Raw genomic sequence first — 17,766 nt, forward strand, 5'->3', positions numbered from 1 at the left:
TCCAGCCACAGGAGACCCCATGGACAGCACCACGCAAGACCTGCTCGCCACCCTCGAAGCCCGCGGTTTCGTCCACCAGACCACCGACCGGGATGGCCTCGCGCGCGCCTTCGCTGCCGGGCCGGTGACCGGCTATCTCGGCTTCGACGCCACCGCCGACAGCCTCCACGTCGGCCATCTGCAAGGCCTGATGCTGATGCGCTGGCTGCAGCGTGCCGGCCATCCCATCCTCTTGCTGATCGGTGGCGCCACCACCCGCATCGGCGACCCCAGTTTCCGCGACAGCAGTCGCCCGGTACTCACCGACGGCCAGATCGCCCTTAACATGGCCGGCATCGCCAAGGCCTTTCACCGCTATCTCGAAGTGGGCGATGGCCACGGTCGTGCCCAGGTGGTGGACAACGCCGAGTGGCTCGACGGCCTGGGCTACCTGGATTTTCTCGGCGCCGTCGGCCGGCATTTTTCCATCAACCGGCTGCTCACCTTCGATGCCATCAAGAATCGTCTCGACCGCGAGCACTCGCTGTCCTTCGAGGAATTCGGCTACACCCTGCTGCAGGCCTACGACTTCGTCGAGCTGTCGCGGCGCTATGGCTGCACCCTGCAACTAGGCGGCGCGGACCAGTGGGCCAACATCATCAACGGCGTGGAGCTGTCGCGCCGTCAGGGCGGCCCTCAGCTCTATGGTCTGACCATGCCGCTGCTGGCCACCCGTGATGGGCGCAAGATGGGCAAGTCGGCTCAGGGCGCGGTCTGGCTCAACGAGGAGCGGCTGTCGGCCTTCGATTTCTGGCAGTTCTGGCGCAACTGCGACGATGCCGACGTCGAACGTTTCCTGGCCCTGTTTACCGAATTGCCGTTGGACGAAGTCCGCCGACTGAGCGCCCTGGGCGGCGCGGAAATCAACCTGGCCAAGACGGTGCTGGCCAACGAGGCGACGCGGCTCGCCCATGGCGAGAGGGCACAGCGCGAGGCCGAGGCGGCGGCCGCCGAGGTATTCGCCGATCGAGACGGCGCGGGTCAGCTGCCGGAAATCGCCCTGACTCGCAAAGAGCTGGAAGGGGGCGTCAGCCTGGTCGAATTGCTGGTGGCAGCCGGGCTGCAGCCTTCGCGCAGTGCGGTGCGTCGCCTGGCGGAAGGCGGTGGCCTGCGCCTGGACGAGCAGCCGGTGATGGATCCCGATATCCGTCTAACGCTGACGGACGCCGGGCGGCGGGTAAGTCTGGGCAAGAAAAGACATCTGCGCATCACGTTGGCGGACTGAGGAGAAGGCTATGAATGTCTGGGTGATCGGTGCCTCGCGAGGCATAGGTTTGGGGCTGGTGGAACGCTATCTGGCGCAGGGTGCTCAGGTGTTGGCGCTGGTGCGAGCGCCGAACGCCGCGTTGGACGCCCTGGTGGCGACTGCCAAGGGCCGGCTGCGGGTGGTGACCGGCGATCTGTGCGATCCCGACCTCGGCACACGACTGCTGGAAGAGTTGCGTCCTGGCTCGCTGGATCGACTGATCGTCAACGCCGGCATCATGGGGCCGGCAGAAGAGGACGGGCAGCGGGCGACGGCCGCGGAGCTGGGCGAGCTGTTTCTCACCAATGCCGTGGCGCCCCTGCGGTTGCTGGATGCCCTGGCGCCGCGAATGGCCGCCGAGGGGGTGATGGCCTGTCTGAGTTCGCAGATGGGCAGCATCAGCCTGGCGCGGTCCACCGAGATGCCGCTCTATGGCGCCAGCAAGGCAGCGCTGAACAGCCTGCTGCAGAGCTGGGTGGCCGGGCGGCAACCGGCCTTCGCGGTGCTGGCACTGCATCCGGGCTGGGTCCGCACCGAGCTGGGCGGGGCAAGCGCCCCGGTCGAAGTCGCCGATAGTGTGGCTGGTCTGGTCGCGACGATCGAGGCCCGGGTTGGCCAAAGCGGCAGCGCCTTTCTCGACTACCAGGGCCAGGCCTTGCCCTGGTGAGCCGGTGGCCGGATCGCTCAGGCGCGCTGAGCGATCCGGCCCTTGTCCCGCTGCGGGGGAGGGTCGAAGATGCGGGCATTACCCCCTGGGAGTGCCCTCATGCGCATCGATGATCGAACCTTCCTGGTAACCGGCGCCGGCTCCGGCCTCGGCGCGGCCACCGCCGGGCTGCTGGTGGCGGCAGGCGCCCGGGTGGCGCTGTTGGATCTGCAGGCCGATGCCGTGCAGGCCCAGGCCGAACGCCTCGGCGACCAGGCCCTGGCGCTGCCGGTGGACGTGACCGATGCTGGAGCCCTGAGCGCCGCCATCGACAGCCTTATGGAACGTTGGGGCAGTCTGCAGGGCGCGATCAACTGCGCCGGTATCGTCGGTGGCGCCCGCATCCTCGGGCGCAATGGGCCGCACGATCTAGCGGCCTTCGCCCGCATCGTCACCGTCAATCTGGTGGGCAGCTTCAATGTCTTGCGCCTGGCCGCGGCCGCCATGGCCCAAGGTGAGGGCGACGAGGGCGGCGAGCGCGGCGTGATCATCAATACCGCCTCCATTGCCGCCTTCGATGGCCAGATCGGCCAGGCCGCCTATGCTGCCTCCAAGGGTGGGGTCGCCTCTCTCACCCTGCCGGCTGCTCGCGAACTGGCCGGGCAGGGGATCCGGGTCATGACCATCGCGCCTGGGGTGTTCGAGACGCCCATGATGGCCGGCATGACCCCTGAGGTCCGCGATGCCCTGGCCGCCAATGTGCCCTTTCCACCGCGGCTCGGGCGGGGCGAGGAATTCGCCGCCCTGGTCCGCCACATCATCGAGAATCCCATGCTCAACGGCGAGGTGATCCGCCTCGACGGTGCCCTGCGCATGGCCCCGCGCTAGGCCCTGTACGAAAAGTCGCCGAGCGACGGTCAGGCGAGGCGAAAAGCGCTGAGGAAGCGGACCGGGCTCGCGAGCGAGTTTACGAGTGGTAAATGAGCATTCCGACGGGGCTGGCCATCCAGGCGCTTTCCAACGAAGCATCACCGAGTGTAGGCACTTTTCGTAAGGGCCTAGGAGAATCGTCATGAACGACCCCATTGTCATCGTCGCCGCTGCCCGTACGCCCATGGGAGCCCTGGGGGGCGAGCTGGCCGCGCTGTCGGCGCCGCAACTGGGCAGTGCCGTGGTTCGGGCGGTACTGGAGCGGGCCGGCTGGTCGCCCGAGCGAGTCGACGAGGTGCTATTGGGCTGCGTCCTGCCCGCGGGCCTTGGCCAGGCTCCCGCGCGCCAGGCCGCCCTCGGTGCTGGCCTGGCCCAAACGACGCGCTGTACCACCCTGAACAAGATGTGCGGCTCGGGCATGCAGGCGACCATCCTCGGTCATGACCTGCTGCGCGCCGGCAGTGCCGAGGTGGTGGTGGCGGGTGGTATGGAAAGCATGAGCCGTGCGCCTTATCTGCTGGAAAAGGCCCGCAGTGGTTATCGCCTCGGCCATGGCGCCCTGATCGACAGCATGTTTCTCGACGGCCTGGAAGACGCCTATGAACCCGGGCGCCTGATGGGGACCTTCGCCGAGGATTGCGCGGCGCGCCTGGGCATCGGCCGCGAACGCCAGGATGCCTATGCTCAGCAGTCTCTCGCACGGGCACGCCAGGCCCAGGCCAGTGGCGCCTTTGCCGCCGAGATCGTCCCGGTGGAGGGAGTGACGCGCAAGGAGACCCTGCGCCTCGACACCGACGAGCAACCCCGTCGTGCCGATCCTGCGCGCATTCCCACGCTCAAGCCGGCCTTCCGCGAAGGCGGCACCGTGACCGCGGCCAATGCCAGCTCCATCTCCGATGGCGCAGCGGCGCTGCTGCTGATGCGCGCCAGCACGGCCGCGCATGAAGGCCTGACGCCGCTGGCGACCATCCGTGGCCACGCCGCCCATGCCGGGGCGCCGGGCGACTTTCCCACCGCCCCCATCGGCGCCATCCGCACGCTGCTCGAGCGCATCGACTGGCAGTTGGGTGATGTCGACCTCTTCGAGATCAACGAAGCCTTCGCCGTGGTGGCGCTGGCCGCCCAGGATGCCCTGGGGCTGGACCCGGAACGGCTGAACGTGCACGGTGGTGCCTGCGCCCTGGGCCACCCCATTGGTGCCTCCGGCGCGCGCATCCTGGTGACCCTGATCCAGGCGCTGCGCCACCGCGGCTTGCGCCGGGGCGTGGCCGCCATCTGCATCGGCGGCGGCGAGGCCACCGCCCTGGCGCTGGAACTCAACGACTAGACAAGGACAAGATCATGAGCGAACCCTCTGCCGAATCGACCCTGTTGCTGGACATCCAGGATCGCGTGGCCCTCATCACCCTCAATAGACCCAAGGCGCTCAACGCCCTCAATGCCCAGCTACTCACTGAGCTGGACGCCATGCTGGCGCGCCTGGACGCCGATCCCGAGGTGGGGTGCGTGGTGCTCACCGGCTCGGCCAAGGCCTTCGCCGCCGGGGCGGACATCAAGGAAATGGCCGGGCAGGGCTATCCGCAGATCTATCTGGACGACTACTTTCGCGTCGCCGACCGCATCGCCGAGCGGCGCAAACCGCTGATCGCCGCCGTCGCCGGCTATGCCCTGGGCGGTGGCTGCGAACTGGCGCTGCTGTGCGACTTCATCTATGCCGCCGACACCGCACGCTTCGGCCTGCCGGAGATCACCCTGGGCGTCATTCCGGGTATCGGCGGTACCCAGCGGCTGACCCGCGCCCTGGGCAAGGCCAAGGCCATGGAACTGTGCCTGACCGGGCGGCAGCTGCACGCCGCCGAAGCCGAGCGTGCCGGGCTGGTCGCCCAGGTGTTTCCAGCCGACGAGTTGCTGGAGCGCACCCTGGAAGCCGCTCGCGGCATCGCCAGTCGTTCGCTGCCGGCGACCCTGCTGCTCAAGGAAAGCGTCAATCGCGCCTTCGAGACCAGCCTGGCCGAGGGCATCCGTTTCGAGCGCCGGGTCTTCCATTCGCTGTTCGCCAGCGCCGACCAGAAGGAAGGCATGGCAGCCTTCGTCGAGAAGCGTCCGGCGAAGTTCGAGCATCGCTAGGCAATACCGGAGGAATCAGGACGTGTCAGCCGATAGGTTAGGCGAGCGCTATCAGGCCTATCTCGACTGCCTCAATCGCCAGGCCTGGGCGGAGCTTGGCCGTCATGTCGACGAGGCTGTCGAGCACAATGGTCGGCCCTTGGGGCTGGCGGGCTATCAGGCGATGCTCGAAGGCGATCATGCCGCCATTCCTGACTTGCACTTCGCCGCGCAGCTGCTGCTGGTCGAGCCGCCCTGGCTGGCGGCGCAGCTGGACTTCGTCTGCACGCCGCATGGTGAATTGTTCGGGTTGGCGGTGAAGGGTCGCCGGGTCCGCTTTGCCGAGCACGTCTTCTATCGCTTCGAGAACGGCCGCATCCGCGAGGTGCGTTCGGTGATAGATACGGCTGCCATCGCGGCTCAGCTGGCGGCGGGCTGACTGGCGCGGGTAGGGCGCTGGCGATAACCCAGGGGGCTCAGCCCCGTCCATCTGCGGAAGGCGCGCTGGAAGGAGCGAGGATCGGCGAAGCCCAGGCGCAGGGCCAGTTCGTCCAGGGGCAGGGCGCCCTGATCCAGCTGGCGGCAGGCCAGGCGGCAACGGCGCTCGTCCTTGAGGCGCTGGTAGGACTGGCCACTAGCCGCCAGCTGACGTCTCAGGGTGGCGGACGAGAGGCCCAGGTCTGCCGCCAGGCGGACGGCATCCGGCCAGTCCTCGGGCGCACGACTGCGCAGCAGGGCGCGGATGCGGGCGATCAGGCTGGCGTCGTCTCGATAGTGCACCAGCAGATTGCCTGGCGCGGCGGCGATGAAGCGCCGTGCGTCTGCGGCAGTGCGCCGGATCGGCAGGGCCAGCAGGGCGGCGTCCAGCACCAGGCAGTCGTCGTCGCGGCCAAAGCAGAGCCCTGGACCGAAGCGTTGTTGGTAGTCGGCCAGCAGTTCCGCACCCGGCGCCTGAGCGGTCAGACGGATCTCCTCCAGCGGCAGGCGCCGGCCCACCAGCCAGCAGGCCAGGCCATGCAGGATCAGCCAGAGGGTGAAGACCGCGAAGCTGCCCGGCAGACTACCTGGTGCCAGTCGCAAGGTCGCCCGCTCACCGTCGCGTTGCAGCCGCAGATCCACGCCCAGGGTCAGCCGCAGGAAGTCGGCGCTGTGCCGCAGGGCATCGCCCAAGGTCGGCTGCAGACGGGCACTCTGGCAGAGAAAAGCAAAGCTGCCAGCCGGAAGCGGGCGCGGACCCAGGGCGAAGAACTCGTCATCGAAGCGCCGCGCCAGGCGATACCACAGCTGGCCGAACAGCGGCGCCGAGAGGCGGTCGCCGGCACCGCCAAGGAGCAGCGCCGGCAACGGGATGCCTTCGGCGGCGAGCAGCGCGTCCGGCCGCTGGCCACTTTGCCGGCACAGTCCGGCCAGGGCTTCGTCGAGAATGCCCAGGGCCAGGCTGTCGCGCGGCAGGCCGGTCACAGGTGCAGCGCCCGGCCCAGGGCCCGCAGCGCCGCTTCCTGCACGGCCTCGCCCAGGGTGGGGTGGGGGTGCAGGGTGGCGGCCACGTCTTCCAGTTGCATGCCCATCTCCAGGCTGTGGGAAAAGGCCGTGGCCAGTTCCGCGACCTGCTGCCCGGTGGCCTGCCAGCCGAGAATGCGATGGTCGTCCGCGCGGGCCACTACCCGTACGAAGCCCTCAGGAGCTTCCAGTGTCAGGGCGCGGCCATTGGCGGCGAAGGGGAAGCTGGCGACCTTGGTCTCCAGGCCCTGGGCCTTGGCCTGCTCGGGGGTGAGGCCTACCACCACGATCTCCGGATCGGTGTAGCAGACCGCCGGAATGGCCACCGGCGCGAAGCGCCGACGCTTGCCGGCGATGAGCTCAGCCACCACTTCGCCCTGAGCCATGGCGCGATGCGCCAGCAGCGGCTCGCCGGTCAGGTCGCCAATGGCCCAGACGTCGGTCATGCTGGTGCGGCAGCCGTCGTCGACGCGGATATAGCGGCCGTCATAGTCCAGCGGTAGGCGGTCCAGGCCTTCGGTGCGCGGTCGGCGGCCGGCCGACACCAGGATGCGTTGCGCCGGCAGAACCTGCTCCTGGCCGTCGCTGGTGGTCATTCGCAGCCCAGCGCCATCGGCCGCCAGGCCAGCGACGGTGCAGTTCAGGTGCAGCGCGATGCCCAGGCGTTCCAGCCGCTGGCGCAGCGGCGTCGTCAGCTCGGCGTCATAGCCGGGCAGCAGTCGCGACTGGGCTTCCACCACGGCGACCTGGGCGCCCAGCTTGCGATAGGCGATGCCCAGTTCCAGGCCGATATAGCCGGCGCCCACCACGACCAGATGCTCGGGAATGTCGGTCGGCGACAGCGCCTCGGTCGCCGAGATCACGGGGCCGCCAAAAGGCAGGTTGGGCAGCTCCACCGAGGTGGATCCCATGGCCAGTACCAGGTGCTCGGTGCGGATGCGCAGCCGCTCACCACCGGCCCGCTGCACCTCGACAGTCTTGCCGTCGAGAATCTCGGCCCAGCCTTCGACGACGGTTACCCCCTGCTTCTTGAGCAGGGCGGCGACGCCGGTGGTGAGGCGATCGACGATGCCATTCTTCCAGGCTACGGCCTGGCCGAGGTCCAGTTCCGGACGCCCGTGGCGAATGCCCAGGCTGCCCTGTTCCGCACGCCCGCAGGCCCGCTGGTATTCCTCGGCTACGTGGATCATGGCCTTGGAAGGGATGCAGCCGACGTTGAGGCAGGTCCCGCCGAGGGCGGCACCCTCCACCAGGGTAGTGGCGATGCCCAGTTGGGCGGCGCGCAGGGCGGCGACATAACCGCCGGGGCCGCCGCCGATGATGAGGAGTCGGGTATCCATGGCTACTCCAGGAAAAGGGTGGCGGGTTGTTCGAGCAGCTGGCGCACGGCCTGGATGAAACTGGCGGCGTCCTGGCCATCGATCAGCCGGTGGTCGAAGGAAGCGGAGAGATTCATCAGCTTGCGTGGCACCACCAGGTCATTGCGGAAGGCTGGGCGTTCGACGATGCGGTTCACGCCGATGATGGCCACCTCGGGATGGTTGATGATGGGCGTAGAGGCGATACCCCCCAGCGGACCGAGGCTGCTGATGGTCAGGGTGGAGCCACCCAGCTCATCGCGCCCGGCCTTGCCGCTGCGCACCGCGGTAGCGAGGCGCGCCACCTCCTGGGCACAGCCCCAGAGATCCAGCGCCTCGGCATGGCGCACCACCGGTACCGCCAGGCCCTGTTCGCCCTGGGTGGCGATGCCCAGGTGCACCGCGCCATAACGCGTCACGGTGCTGGTCTCTTCGTCGAAGCGGGCATTCATCTGCGGGAAATCCCGCACCGCCACCACCAGCGCCCGCGCCAGGAAGGGCAGCAAGGTGAGGTGTGCGCGGCGTCCCTGCCAGCGCTGATTGAGGGTGGCACGCAAGGCTTCCAGCTCGGTGACGTCCAGCTCTTCCACATAGGTGAAATGGGGGATGTGGCGCTTGGCGGCCTGCATCTTCTCGGCGATCTTGCGTCTCAGGCCGATCAGCGGGATGCGCTCCTCGCCACTGCGCCTGACGAGACCTCCGCCACCCGTGGCCGGCGGCAGACCCGCGTCGCGTTGCTGTACATAGGCTTCCAGATCGCCGTGCAGGATGCGTCCGCCCTGGCCGGTACCGGTGACGAAGCGGAGCTCGATGCCCAGGTCCCAGGCGTGCTGGCGCACTGCCGGTGACGCCAGCGGCGTACTGCCCGGTGCCGGGCGGGAAGCCGGTCTATCGTCCTCGCGCTGAGACTCGGGTGCCGGACGCGGCGGAGCGGGTTCCGGCGCAGGCCTGGGCGCTTCTACCTTGGGCGCGGGTGTGGATGCCATGGGAGCGGGGCGAGTAGCCTCCCGCTGGTTGCCGTCACCGGCCACCTCCAGACGGATCAGCTCGGCGCCCACGGCCAGCACCTGGCCAGGCTCGCCGCCCAGGGCTAGCACCCGGCCAACCACCGGGGAAGGAATCTCCACCATGGCCTTGTCGGTCATGACATCGGCGAGGGTCTGGTCTTCGCTGACCTCGTCCCCCACGGCCACGTACCACTTGACCAGCTCCACTTCGGCGATGCCTTCGCCGATGTCCGGCATCTTGATGACATGGGTACCCATCTCAGACCTCCATCACGCGCTTGAGCGCGGCGCCGACCCGGGACGGACCTGGGAAGTAGTCCCATTCCTGGGCATGGGGGTAGGGGGTGTCCCAGCCAGTGACCCGCTCGATGGGCGCCTCCAGGCGATGGAAACAGTGCTCCTGCATCAGCGAGACCAGCTCGGCGCCGTAGCCGCAGGTACGGGTGGCTTCATGCACCACCACGCAACGCCCGGTCTTGTTCACCGAGTCGGTGAGGGTCTGCAGGTCCAGGGGCCAGAGACTGCGGATGTCGATCACCTCGGCGTCGATGCCGGTTTCGGCGGCGGCGGCCAAGGCGACCCAGACGGTGGTGCCATAGGTCAGCACCGTGACCTGGTTGCCGGGACGCACCACGGCGGCCCGTTCCAGCTCGACCCGGTAGTAGCCATCCGGCACGGCGCTGGCCGGGTGTCCCGACCAGGGCGTCACCGGACGGTCGTGATGGCCGTCGAAGGGGCCGTTGTAGAGGCGCTTGGGTTCGAGAAAGATCACCGGGTCATCGCTCTCGATGGAAGCGATCAGCAGGCCCTTGGCATCATAGGGATTGGACGGCATCACGGTGCGCAGGCCGCAGACCTGGGTGAACATCGCCTCCGGGCTCTGGCTGTGGGTCTGGCCGCCATAGATGCCGCCGCCGCAAGGCATGCGGAACACCAGCGGTGAGGTGAACTGGCCCACCGAGCGATAGCGCAGCCGCGCGGCCTCGGAGACGATCTGGTCGATGGCCGGATAGACATAGTCGGCGAACTGGATTTCCGCCACCGGCCGCAGGCCATAGGCGCCCATGCCCACCGCGGCGCCGGCGATGCCGTTCTCCGAGATGGGCGCATCGAACACCCGCGACGCGCCGTACTTGGCCTGCAGGCCCTCGGTGCAGCGAAAGACGCCGCCGAAGTAGCCGACGTCCTCGCCGAACACCACCACGTTGTCGTCGCGTTCGAGCATCACGTCCATCGCCGAGCGAATGGCCTGGATCATGGTCAGGGTGCTGTGGCTGCCGGCCTGGGTCGGCAGGCCGGTTTCCTGTTGTACGGTCATGGCGTCACTTCCCGAGCTGTTGGCGTTGGCGGCGCAGGTGCGGCGGCAGGTCCTGGTAGACCTCCTCGAACATGTCGGCGGCGCTGGGGGCGAGATCGCTGGCAAAGGTGCCATGGGCCTCGGCGGCCTTCTGCGCGGTTGCCACCTCGGCTTCCAGCTCGGCGGTCAGCGCCTGGTGCTGCTCGTCCGACCAGAGGCCACGGCCGATCAGGTGCGCCTTGAGCCGGTCGATGGGGTCGCCCAGGGGGAAGTGCGCCCAGTCATCGGCAGGGCGGTACTTGGCGGGATCGTCCGAGGTGGAATGGGGACCGGCGCGGTAGGTGACCCATTCGATCAGGGTCGGCCCCAGATTGCGCCGGGCGCGTTCGGCGGCCCAGCGCGAGGCGGCCAGCACGGCGAGGAAGTCATTGCCATCCACCCGCAGGGCGGCGATGCCGTAGCCGATGCCACGGGTGGCCAGGGTGATGCCCTCGCCGCCAGCGATGGCCTGGAAGGTGGAGATGGCCCACTGGTTGTTGACGACGTTGAGGATCACCGGCGCCCGGTAGACATGGGCGAAGGTGAGGGCGGCGTGGAAGTCTCCTTCGGCGGTGGCGCCGTCGCCGATCCAGCCGGCGGCGATGCGGGTATCGCCCTTGATCGCCGAGGCCATGGCCCAGCCCACTGCCTGGATGTACTGGGTGCCCAGGTTGCCGGAGATGGAGAAGAAACCGAGGTCGCGGTAGGAGTACATGACCGGCAGCTGGCGACCCTTGAGGGGGTCACGAGCGTTGGACAAGAGCTGGCAGATCATCTCGTCCAGCGGTGCCTCGCGGGCGATGAGGATGCCCTGCTGGCGGTAGGTGGGAAAATGCATGTCGTCCGGGCGCAGCGCCAGGGTCTGGCCGACGGCGATGGCTTCCTCGCCCAGGCACTGCATGTAGAAGGACAGCTTCTTCTGCCGCTGGGCCTTGAGCATCCGGGCATCGAACAGCCGCGTCTTGAGCATGGCGCGCAGGCCTTGCAGCAACACTTCGGGCGTTTCTTCCGTCGCCCAGGGCCCGACGGCGCGGCCATCCTCATCAAGGATACGGATCAGTTGGGTCGCCAGCTCGCGGGTATCCACCGGCGCCACGTCGATGGGCGGCTTTTCCGCGCGACCGGCGGGGCAGAGCTGCAGATAGCTGAAGTCGGTAGGGCGTCCCGGTCGGCCGCTGGGCTCGGGAACGTGCAGGCGCAGGGGTGGGTAGTTGCTCATGGCCGCCCCCTCAGGTAGGTGAGGGTGCGGGCGGGTCGCAGGACGGGTTGGCCGTCCGGGTGCGATGCAGGGTGCCACATGGTGGAGGCCTCGGCATTCTTGTTATTGGTCACCTGAGTATAGGCCGGCTCTGCTAGCCGTTTTGCCGCAATTTGGAGGTGTGCAGCAGGGTCGTTTGGTGCTATTGAACTCTCTACAAGAACAACAGTAGAGGTTTTGCACCATGGCTGGTCTGGACCGTATCGACCTGCGCATCCTCAATGCCCTGTCCGCCGATGGCCGTCTGAGCTGGCGCGATCTGGCGCAGAAGATCGGCTTGTCGCTCACCCCCACCCTGCGGCGGGTCAAGCGGCTGGAAGAGGAGCGCTACATCCAGGGGTATCACGCCCAGCTCGACGAAACGCGGCTCGCCGGCAGTGTCAGCGTCTTCGTGTCGGTACGGTTGGAAAAGCAGTCCACCGACTACCTGCGCGCCTTCGAAGGGGAGATCGTCAAGGCACCCCAGGTGATGAGCTGCTTCCAGATGACCGGGGATGCGGACTATGTGCTGCGGGTGGTGGTGCAGGACCTGGCGGCCTACCAGCGCTTCCTGGCGGAGGTACTGACCTGCATCCCGGGGGTCGCCAGCGTGACCTCGGCGTTTTCGCTCAAGGCCGTCCTGCTCAGACCGGCGCCACCCCTGTGAGCGGTCGGTAGCGCTCAGCTACCCAGCGAGCGACGAACCTGCTGCGCCTGAACGGCACAGTAGTTCGAATCCCGAAGGCGGGCGGTATCCAGCATCAGCGTCACGCGACGTTGACCGGAGGGACTGCAGAGCTGCGCGGGCAAACCACCGTCCGGCGTGAGCGGGCCGAACAGGCAGGAGACGTTGGGGAGCTGGGAAACGAACTGCTGGGTAAGGGCGAGCATTGTTATTGTCCGGAATACCGAGGTGGCAATGTGACATCGCGCACACTGCCGAGGTTCCCGACCATCAGGCGCTGGGCGTCACCGAATAGGCCACGCCGTTTACCGCATCGATCAGTTGGCCGATCGACCAGGGTTTCGGCAGGAAGCGGACCTTGCACTTGATGCTGGCCGTGGACGGCGTTTCGTAGCCGGACATGACAATAATCGGCATGTCTGGCCACCGCTGGCACACCAAGTTGGCCAACTGCGCCCCATCCATCGAGCCGGGCATGCGGATGTCCGTCAATAAGATGTCGATAGTGGCGTCTTCTTTCTCCAACAGCGACAGGGCGGTGTCGGCGGAGTCAGCGGCGATGACGTTGAAGCCTTCGGGCTCGAGGATCTCGCGGACGAAATCCGCTACCAGTGGCTCGTCGTCCACCACCAGGAGAGTAGGTTGGAAGACAGGGGTTCCCGGCTGTTCTGCGCGCATGACTGGACCTTATATACAAGACATTGCTGAGCCTTGGAGGGCAAGGACCGGGGAAAATTCCCTGGCCATTAGCTAAGGATTTTGGCGTCATTTTTCTGTCTGTGCGTGCGAATTCTTCTGCCAGACGCAGCTATCCGCCCCTGCGACCCTGAGTCGCGCATATTTGGTTACGTTTGCCGCAAAGGCTCTAGCGCAAGGCTTTCAGGGTTTTGATTTCCACTGAGACTGCCGGATGGCTGAAAGGTTTCATCTGGGTGGCATGTGACTTGTATTGGACAAGGCAACTGCAGGACGCAGAGCGCTCTTTTTGTCACGTCCCAGTGGCCCTACCTAAACCAGGCTTTGCTCGTACACAAAGGATATCGACGCCACGCCTCCCAAAGCAGTACTCGCCCATGACGCCTATCCGCTCCTTTGCTACCGCCCTCCGTCGTCCGCTCGTTGCGGCCGCTACCATTCTCGCGCTGTCCGCTGCCGTAGCCCAGGCCGAGCCTGTCAGCCTGGTCGGTCTGAATCTGTCTGGTGCGGGCTTTGCGCCCCAGGTGCTGCCCGGTATCAATGGCACCAACTACATCTTCCCGGTAGAGGCCTACTTCCAGCAATGGAGCGCGCGGGGCGTCAAGTTGATCCGTTTCCCCGTCATCTGGGAGCGTCTGCAGCCGCGCCTGGGCGGACCGCTGGACAGCGCCTATGTCGCCCTGGTGAACCAGAGCTTCGGCTATGCGCAGAAGCACGGCATCAAGATCATCCTCGACCTGCACAACTACGCCCGTTATCGCGGCCAGGTGATAGGGACCAGTAGCGTGCCCTATGCCCGCTATCAGGAGATCATGACGCTCATCGCACGGCAGTGGAGCGGTCAGTCCGCGCTGTACGCCTACGACATCATGAACGAGCCCCACGATGCCATGGCCTACTGGCCGACCGCGGCCCAGTACGGCATCAATGGTGTCCGTGCCGTAGACAGCACTCGTCCGATCATCGTCGAGGGCAACGGCTGGTCGAGCGCGACCCGCTGGGCCGAGTTCAACGATGCCCTGCTGGGGCTGAAGGATCCGTCCAACAACATCATCTTCTCGGCGCACTCCTACTTCGACGAGAACGCCGGCGGCAGCTACGACAAGACCGACGTCAACAAGCTGGATGCCAACTATGGCGTGACCCGGGTGAAGCCCTTCGTCGACTGGCTGAAGAAGAACGGCAAGCGTGGCTATATCGGCGAGTTCGGTGTCCCGGACAACAATCCGCGCTGGAACCTGCTGATGGACAACATGCTGGCCTACCTTAAGCAGAACTGCATTCCGTCCTCCTACTGGGCCGCCGGCCCGGGCTGGGGCAGCTACTTCATGTCGGTGGAGCCCATCAACGGCCAGGAGCGCCCGCAGTGGCCGACCCTGCGCAAGTACCTGGACGACAGCAGCTGCACCGCCATCGGTCCGATCGCCGGTGGCAGCACCGCCCCCGCGACCGGGGGCACCGCTCCCGGCAACAGCGGCTCCACAGGTGGCAATGCCGGCGCCGTCGGTAACGCGGGTAGTAGCAACAACGTGGGCAACGCAGGCAATGCAGGCAGCAACGCTGGCGTCCAGATTCCGCCGAGCACCGGGGCGACCGCGGGCACCGTCACCTCGGTGGTCAACGACTTCACCAACCCGGACTGGCACAAGGGAGTGTTCCTCAAAAAGGCCGCTATCTCGGTACCTGGTACCTCGGTGAACCGCGCGGCCTTCAAGGCCGGTGCCTACCTCACCACCGCGGACGGCCAGGTGCGCCGGATCTCCTCGGTCCAGGCTGGTAACAGCCTGGGTGTCTTCACAGAGGGCGCGCCTTTCAACGGCAACGTCGTGGGCTATCCCAAGACGGTGAGCGTGTCGCCCACTGGAGTGACCAGCGCCGCCAGCGTCAGCAGTGCCATCAACGACTTCACCAACACCGACTGGAACCGGGGCGTCTATCGCCGTGCCGCCGCCATCTCGATCCCGGCTACCGCGGCCAATCGCTCGGCTTTCAAGCTGGGTGGCTCGGTGCGGCTCGCCAACGGCCAGATCGTCAAGATCAGCTATGTGCAGGATGGGGCGAAGAATCTGGGCGTCTTCCTTGATGCCAGCCGCTTGGATGCTAGCGTCGGCTACCCCAATACCCTGGTGTCCTTCAGCCGCTGATTTCCAGGATCGGGCAATAAAAAACCCGGTGGCCAACGGCCACCGGGTTTTTTATTGCCTGCTCAGAGATGGATGAAGGTGGTGACCTCTTCCGGCTGCACCCGGCATTCATCCACGGCATGGATCACCCCCGTGGTCAGGGCTGCTTCCGGGCTCAGCAACCGGGCGTTGGCCTTCAGGCAGCTGTGGATGTCCAGGGCCTCGACCGCACCGGCGGTGCGCTCGGCGACGATACGGGCATAGAGATCCAGGTCGTAGTCCAGGCACATGGCGTATTCGGCCATGCGCGCATGGTCCACCGAGTTGTTCAGGTTCCAATAGAAGGAATGGTAGAGAAACTTGCTGTGACGACTGGCGGTGCGGTGCTCGCCGGCCAGAAAGAGGATGTTGCCCATGGATTCGACGGTACCCAGGTTGTGGGTATGGACTGGCACCGGCAGGGACAACAGGAAGTTGTACATCGTGAAGCCATAGCTGCAGTCGCCGCCCATGGTGGCGATCTTGAGCAGGATGCGCGAGGCGTCCTGTTGCACCGCCTGCGAGCACTGGGCGATCAGTTGGCCGCAGCTGCCGGAATTGATGGGACCGGTGAAATGAATGACATGGGTGCTCATGGGGCCTACCGACGCGCCGGGGAGCCCGACGGAGGGCAGGGCTCTATGTCCCTTGCTTCGGCCGACCTGCGGGTCGGCTTGAGCCCTGACCGCGCCGCGCCGACGAAGCGCGCCTGGCGGGGACGGACGTGATCTAGCGCAGCAGCAACATCGGCACTTCGGTCTTGTGCAACAGCTGGGTGGTGCGACTGCCACGCAGGAAGCGCCATACCGAGGAATGGCTGAAGGCGCCCATGATGAGCAGGTCTGCCCGGCGTTCGTCGAGATGGCGAGGGACGATGCGTTCCACGTCGCCATGGGCGACCGTGGTATCCACTCGGCAACCGGCGCTGCGCAGCAGCAGCGCCAGGTCTTCCAGGCGCTTGCGCAGGATCGGGTCGTCTTCGCCGACCCGCAGCAGGGTGCCACTCATGCCGGTCAGCAACGGACTGCGTGCCAGGGCCAGGATGCCCTGGTGGGTCGCTTCGCGGCCGTCGTAGGCGATGGTGAACTGGCGCGGCGGCTTGAAGGGGCCCGAGCACACCAGGATCGGCCGATGCACGGCGCGCACCACCGCTTCCAGCTGTCCACCGATACCGCTGTCCCCGGAGCGTTCGCCGCGCTTGCCGATCACCAGCAGCCGGGTGTCGGCTTCGAGGGTCTTGAGGGTATCGACCAACCCCTCCGGGCGACGCAGGATCTGCGGCGCCGAGGTCAGGCCCTGCTGCAACAGCCGCTGGCGGGCATTGAGCAGCAGCGCCTTGGCCATCCCGGCACCGGCGTCATCGTCGAGATAGACCGGCGTACCGTTGGCGACCTTCTTGCCACTATTAGCGGATTCCTGCACATGGAGCAGAGTGACGGGTGCATCCAGCCGTCGCGACAACCAGGCGGTGTGGTCGCAGACGCTTTCGGCGTGGGGAGAACCATCGATGCAGGCGAGCAGGGAGGCCATAGCGGTATTCCTTGGGGAGACGGGACCAGACACGATCCCAGTCCGGAGCGTAGCACCCGCCCAGCGCCTGCTGATGACACTCGGGTGTCATCTTCGGCTTTTGCTGGGCAGGTCACGGCCGTCATCCCGGACGCCCTCACATTTCGTAGCGATCGAGTTCCCGGGTGATCAGCAAGCGCTGGATTTCACTGGAGCCTTCGTAGATCTGGGTGATGCGGATGTCGCGGTAGTACTGCTCCACCGGATAGTCCTCCAGGTAGCCATAGCCGCCATGGATCTGGATGGCCTTGGAGCACACCCATTCGCCCGTCTCGGTGGCGAACAGCTTGGCCTGGGAGGCTTCGCTGAGGCAGGGCTCACCGGCCGTGCGCAGGCGCGCGGCATGCAGGATCAGCAGGCGCGCGGCGTTGAGCCGGGTGTGCATGTCGGCCAGCATGTTGGCGATGCTCTGGTGCTGGATGATGGCCTTGTCGAACTGGATGCGCTCGCGGGCATAGCCCAGGGCTGCCTCGAAGGCGGCGCGGGCGATCCCCAGGGCCTGGGCGGCGATGCCGATGCGTCCGCCTTCCAGGTTGGAGAGGGCGATGGCGAGGCCCTTGCCGCGCTCGCCCAGCAGGTTGGCCGCCGGAATACGGCAGTTGTCCAGGGTGACGGCGCAGGTGTCGGAGGCGCGCAGGCCCATCTTGTGCTCGGTGCGCTCGACGCGAAAGCCGGGGGTGTCGGTAGGCACCAGGAAGGCCGACAGGCCCTTCTTGCCCAAGTCCGGGTCGGTCACCGCGAAGACGATGGCCAGGCCCGCGCGGCGCCCGTTGCTGACGAACTGCTTGCTGCCGTTCAGCACCCAGGTGTCGCCCTCCAGCACGGCCCGGGTACGCAAGTTGTGGGCCTCGGAGCCGGCCTGGGGTTCGGTCAGGCAAAAGCAGCCGATGACCTTGCCGGCGGCCAGGTCGGGCAGCCAACGATCCTGCTGTTCGGCGTTGCCGTAGCGTAGCAGGGGACCGCAGCCCACCGAGCTGTGGATGCTCATCAGGGCGCCGAGGCTGCCATCGCCAGCGGAAATCTCCTCGACGGCCAGGGCATAGGCGACATAGTCCATGTAGGTGCCGCCCCATTGCTCCGGCACCACCATGCCCAGTAGGCCGAGCTCGCCCAGCTGGGCGACCACGGCGTCGTCGATCCACTCGGCCTTTTCCCAGGCGCGGGCATGGGGCGCCACCTCACGGCGGGCGAAGTCGCGCGCCATGTCGCGGATCATGCGTTGTTCTTCGGTGAGTTCGATATCGTGCAT

18 protein-coding genes are annotated in these 17,766 nt (G+C 66.8%); 8 read left to right on the forward strand and 10 right to left on the reverse strand.

Annotation, left to right across the window (positions count from 1 at the left end; genetic code table 11):
• Positions 1 to 19: 19 nt before the first annotated feature.
• The 6 genes from tyrS (at position 20) to ACUCV0_RS04175 (ending at position 5,406) form a co-directional block, all read left to right on the forward strand.
• Positions 20 to 1,264, forward strand: coding sequence for a tyrosine--tRNA ligase (gene tyrS / locus ACUCV0_RS04150; RefSeq protein WP_482212068.1), 1,245 nt, complete (start codon positions 20 to 22; stop codon positions 1,262 to 1,264).
• A 10-nt stretch (positions 1,265 to 1,274) separates the two neighbouring features.
• Positions 1,275 to 1,952, forward strand: a complete 678-nt coding sequence (locus ACUCV0_RS04155) for an SDR family oxidoreductase (protein ID WP_482212069.1) — start codon at positions 1,275 to 1,277, stop codon at positions 1,950 to 1,952.
• Between the two features lie 99 nt (positions 1,953 to 2,051).
• Positions 2,052 to 2,819 carry an SDR family NAD(P)-dependent oxidoreductase gene (locus ACUCV0_RS04160; RefSeq protein WP_482212070.1) on the forward strand — a complete coding sequence of 256 codons (768 nt, stop codon included), beginning with the start codon at positions 2,052 to 2,054 and terminating at the stop codon, positions 2,817 to 2,819.
• Positions 2,820 to 3,003: 184 nt separating this feature from the next.
• Complete coding sequence (locus ACUCV0_RS04165) at positions 3,004 to 4,188, forward strand: acetyl-CoA C-acyltransferase (RefSeq protein ID WP_482212071.1); 1,185 nt, start codon at positions 3,004 to 3,006, stop codon at positions 4,186 to 4,188.
• 14 nt (positions 4,189 to 4,202) lie between these two features.
• A complete protein-coding gene (locus ACUCV0_RS04170; RefSeq protein WP_313647944.1) occupies positions 4,203 to 4,988 on the forward strand; it encodes an enoyl-CoA hydratase in 786 nt (261 codons plus the stop codon).
• A gap of 22 nt (positions 4,989 to 5,010) precedes the next feature.
• Entirely contained in the window at positions 5,011 to 5,406 is a 396-nt protein-coding gene (locus ACUCV0_RS04175; protein WP_482212072.1) for an ester cyclase, read from the forward strand.
• Here the strand turns inward: ACUCV0_RS04175 and ACUCV0_RS04180 are convergent.
• The 5 genes from ACUCV0_RS04180 to ACUCV0_RS04200 are packed head-to-tail and all read right to left on the reverse strand — an operon-like array spanning position 5,388 to position 11,387.
• A complete protein-coding gene (locus tag ACUCV0_RS04180; RefSeq protein WP_482212073.1) occupies positions 5,388 to 6,428 on the reverse strand; it encodes a helix-turn-helix domain-containing protein in 1,041 nt (346 codons plus the stop codon). The two genes, ACUCV0_RS04175 and ACUCV0_RS04180, sit on opposite strands and share 19 nt — an antisense overlap.
• Positions 6,425 to 7,807: a dihydrolipoyl dehydrogenase gene (gene lpdA / locus ACUCV0_RS04185; protein ID WP_271654606.1), complete on the reverse strand. Its 1,383-nt coding sequence runs from the start codon at positions 7,805 to 7,807 to the stop codon at positions 6,425 to 6,427. Before lpdA ends, ACUCV0_RS04180 begins: the two co-directional genes overlap by 4 nt.
• A 2-nt stretch (positions 7,808 to 7,809) precedes the next feature.
• On the reverse strand, positions 7,810 to 9,090 hold the full coding sequence (locus tag ACUCV0_RS04190; RefSeq protein WP_482212074.1) for a dihydrolipoamide acetyltransferase family protein: 1,281 nt from the start codon (positions 9,088 to 9,090) through the stop codon (positions 7,810 to 7,812).
• A 1-nt stretch (position 9,091) separates the two neighbouring features.
• Complete coding sequence (locus ACUCV0_RS04195) at positions 9,092 to 10,150, reverse strand: alpha-ketoacid dehydrogenase subunit beta (protein WP_482212075.1); 1,059 nt, start codon at positions 10,148 to 10,150, stop codon at positions 9,092 to 9,094.
• A 4-nt stretch (positions 10,151 to 10,154) separates the two neighbouring features.
• Complete coding sequence (locus tag ACUCV0_RS04200) at positions 10,155 to 11,387, reverse strand: thiamine pyrophosphate-dependent enzyme (protein ID WP_482212076.1); 1,233 nt, start codon at positions 11,385 to 11,387, stop codon at positions 10,155 to 10,157.
• Between the two features lie 223 nt (positions 11,388 to 11,610).
• Between ACUCV0_RS04200 and ACUCV0_RS04205 the strand changes: the two genes are divergently transcribed.
• On the forward strand, positions 11,611 to 12,072 hold the full coding sequence (locus tag ACUCV0_RS04205) for an Lrp/AsnC family transcriptional regulator (protein WP_059314535.1): 462 nt from the start codon (positions 11,611 to 11,613) through the stop codon (positions 12,070 to 12,072).
• A 14-nt stretch (positions 12,073 to 12,086) separates the two neighbouring features.
• Here the strand turns inward: ACUCV0_RS04205 and ACUCV0_RS04210 are convergent, their stop codons facing one another.
• Both ACUCV0_RS04210 and ACUCV0_RS04215 read right to left on the reverse strand, forming a co-directional pair.
• Positions 12,087 to 12,296, reverse strand: coding sequence for a hypothetical protein (locus ACUCV0_RS04210; protein ID WP_059314536.1), 210 nt, complete (start codon positions 12,294 to 12,296; stop codon positions 12,087 to 12,089).
• Between the two features lie 64 nt (positions 12,297 to 12,360).
• On the reverse strand, positions 12,361 to 12,768 hold the full coding sequence (locus tag ACUCV0_RS04215) for a response regulator (protein ID WP_059314537.1): 408 nt from the start codon (positions 12,766 to 12,768) through the stop codon (positions 12,361 to 12,363).
• Between the two features lie 395 nt (positions 12,769 to 13,163).
• Between ACUCV0_RS04215 and ACUCV0_RS04220 the strand changes: the two genes are divergently transcribed.
• Positions 13,164 to 14,930: a glycoside hydrolase family 5 protein gene (locus tag ACUCV0_RS04220; protein ID WP_482212077.1), complete on the forward strand. Its 1,767-nt coding sequence runs from the start codon at positions 13,164 to 13,166 to the stop codon at positions 14,928 to 14,930.
• 62 nt (positions 14,931 to 14,992) lie between these two features.
• On the opposite strand, the gene ACUCV0_RS04225 is transcribed toward ACUCV0_RS04220, so the two are convergent.
• From ACUCV0_RS04225 to ACUCV0_RS04235, 3 genes are all read right to left on the reverse strand, one after another.
• Positions 14,993 to 15,544 (reverse strand): ATP-dependent Clp protease proteolytic subunit, encoded by a 552-nt coding sequence (locus ACUCV0_RS04225; RefSeq protein ID WP_059314539.1) that lies wholly within the window; start codon positions 15,542 to 15,544, stop codon positions 14,993 to 14,995.
• Between the two features lie 133 nt (positions 15,545 to 15,677).
• Positions 15,678 to 16,478, reverse strand: a complete 801-nt coding sequence (locus ACUCV0_RS04230) for a universal stress protein (RefSeq protein WP_059314540.1) — start codon at positions 16,476 to 16,478, stop codon at positions 15,678 to 15,680.
• A gap of 136 nt (positions 16,479 to 16,614) precedes the next feature.
• Entirely contained in the window at positions 16,615 to 17,766 is a 1,152-nt protein-coding gene (locus ACUCV0_RS04235) for an acyl-CoA dehydrogenase family protein (RefSeq protein ID WP_059314541.1), read from the reverse strand.

This window comes from Pseudomonas sp. VMV1 (genome assembly GCF_056790235.1).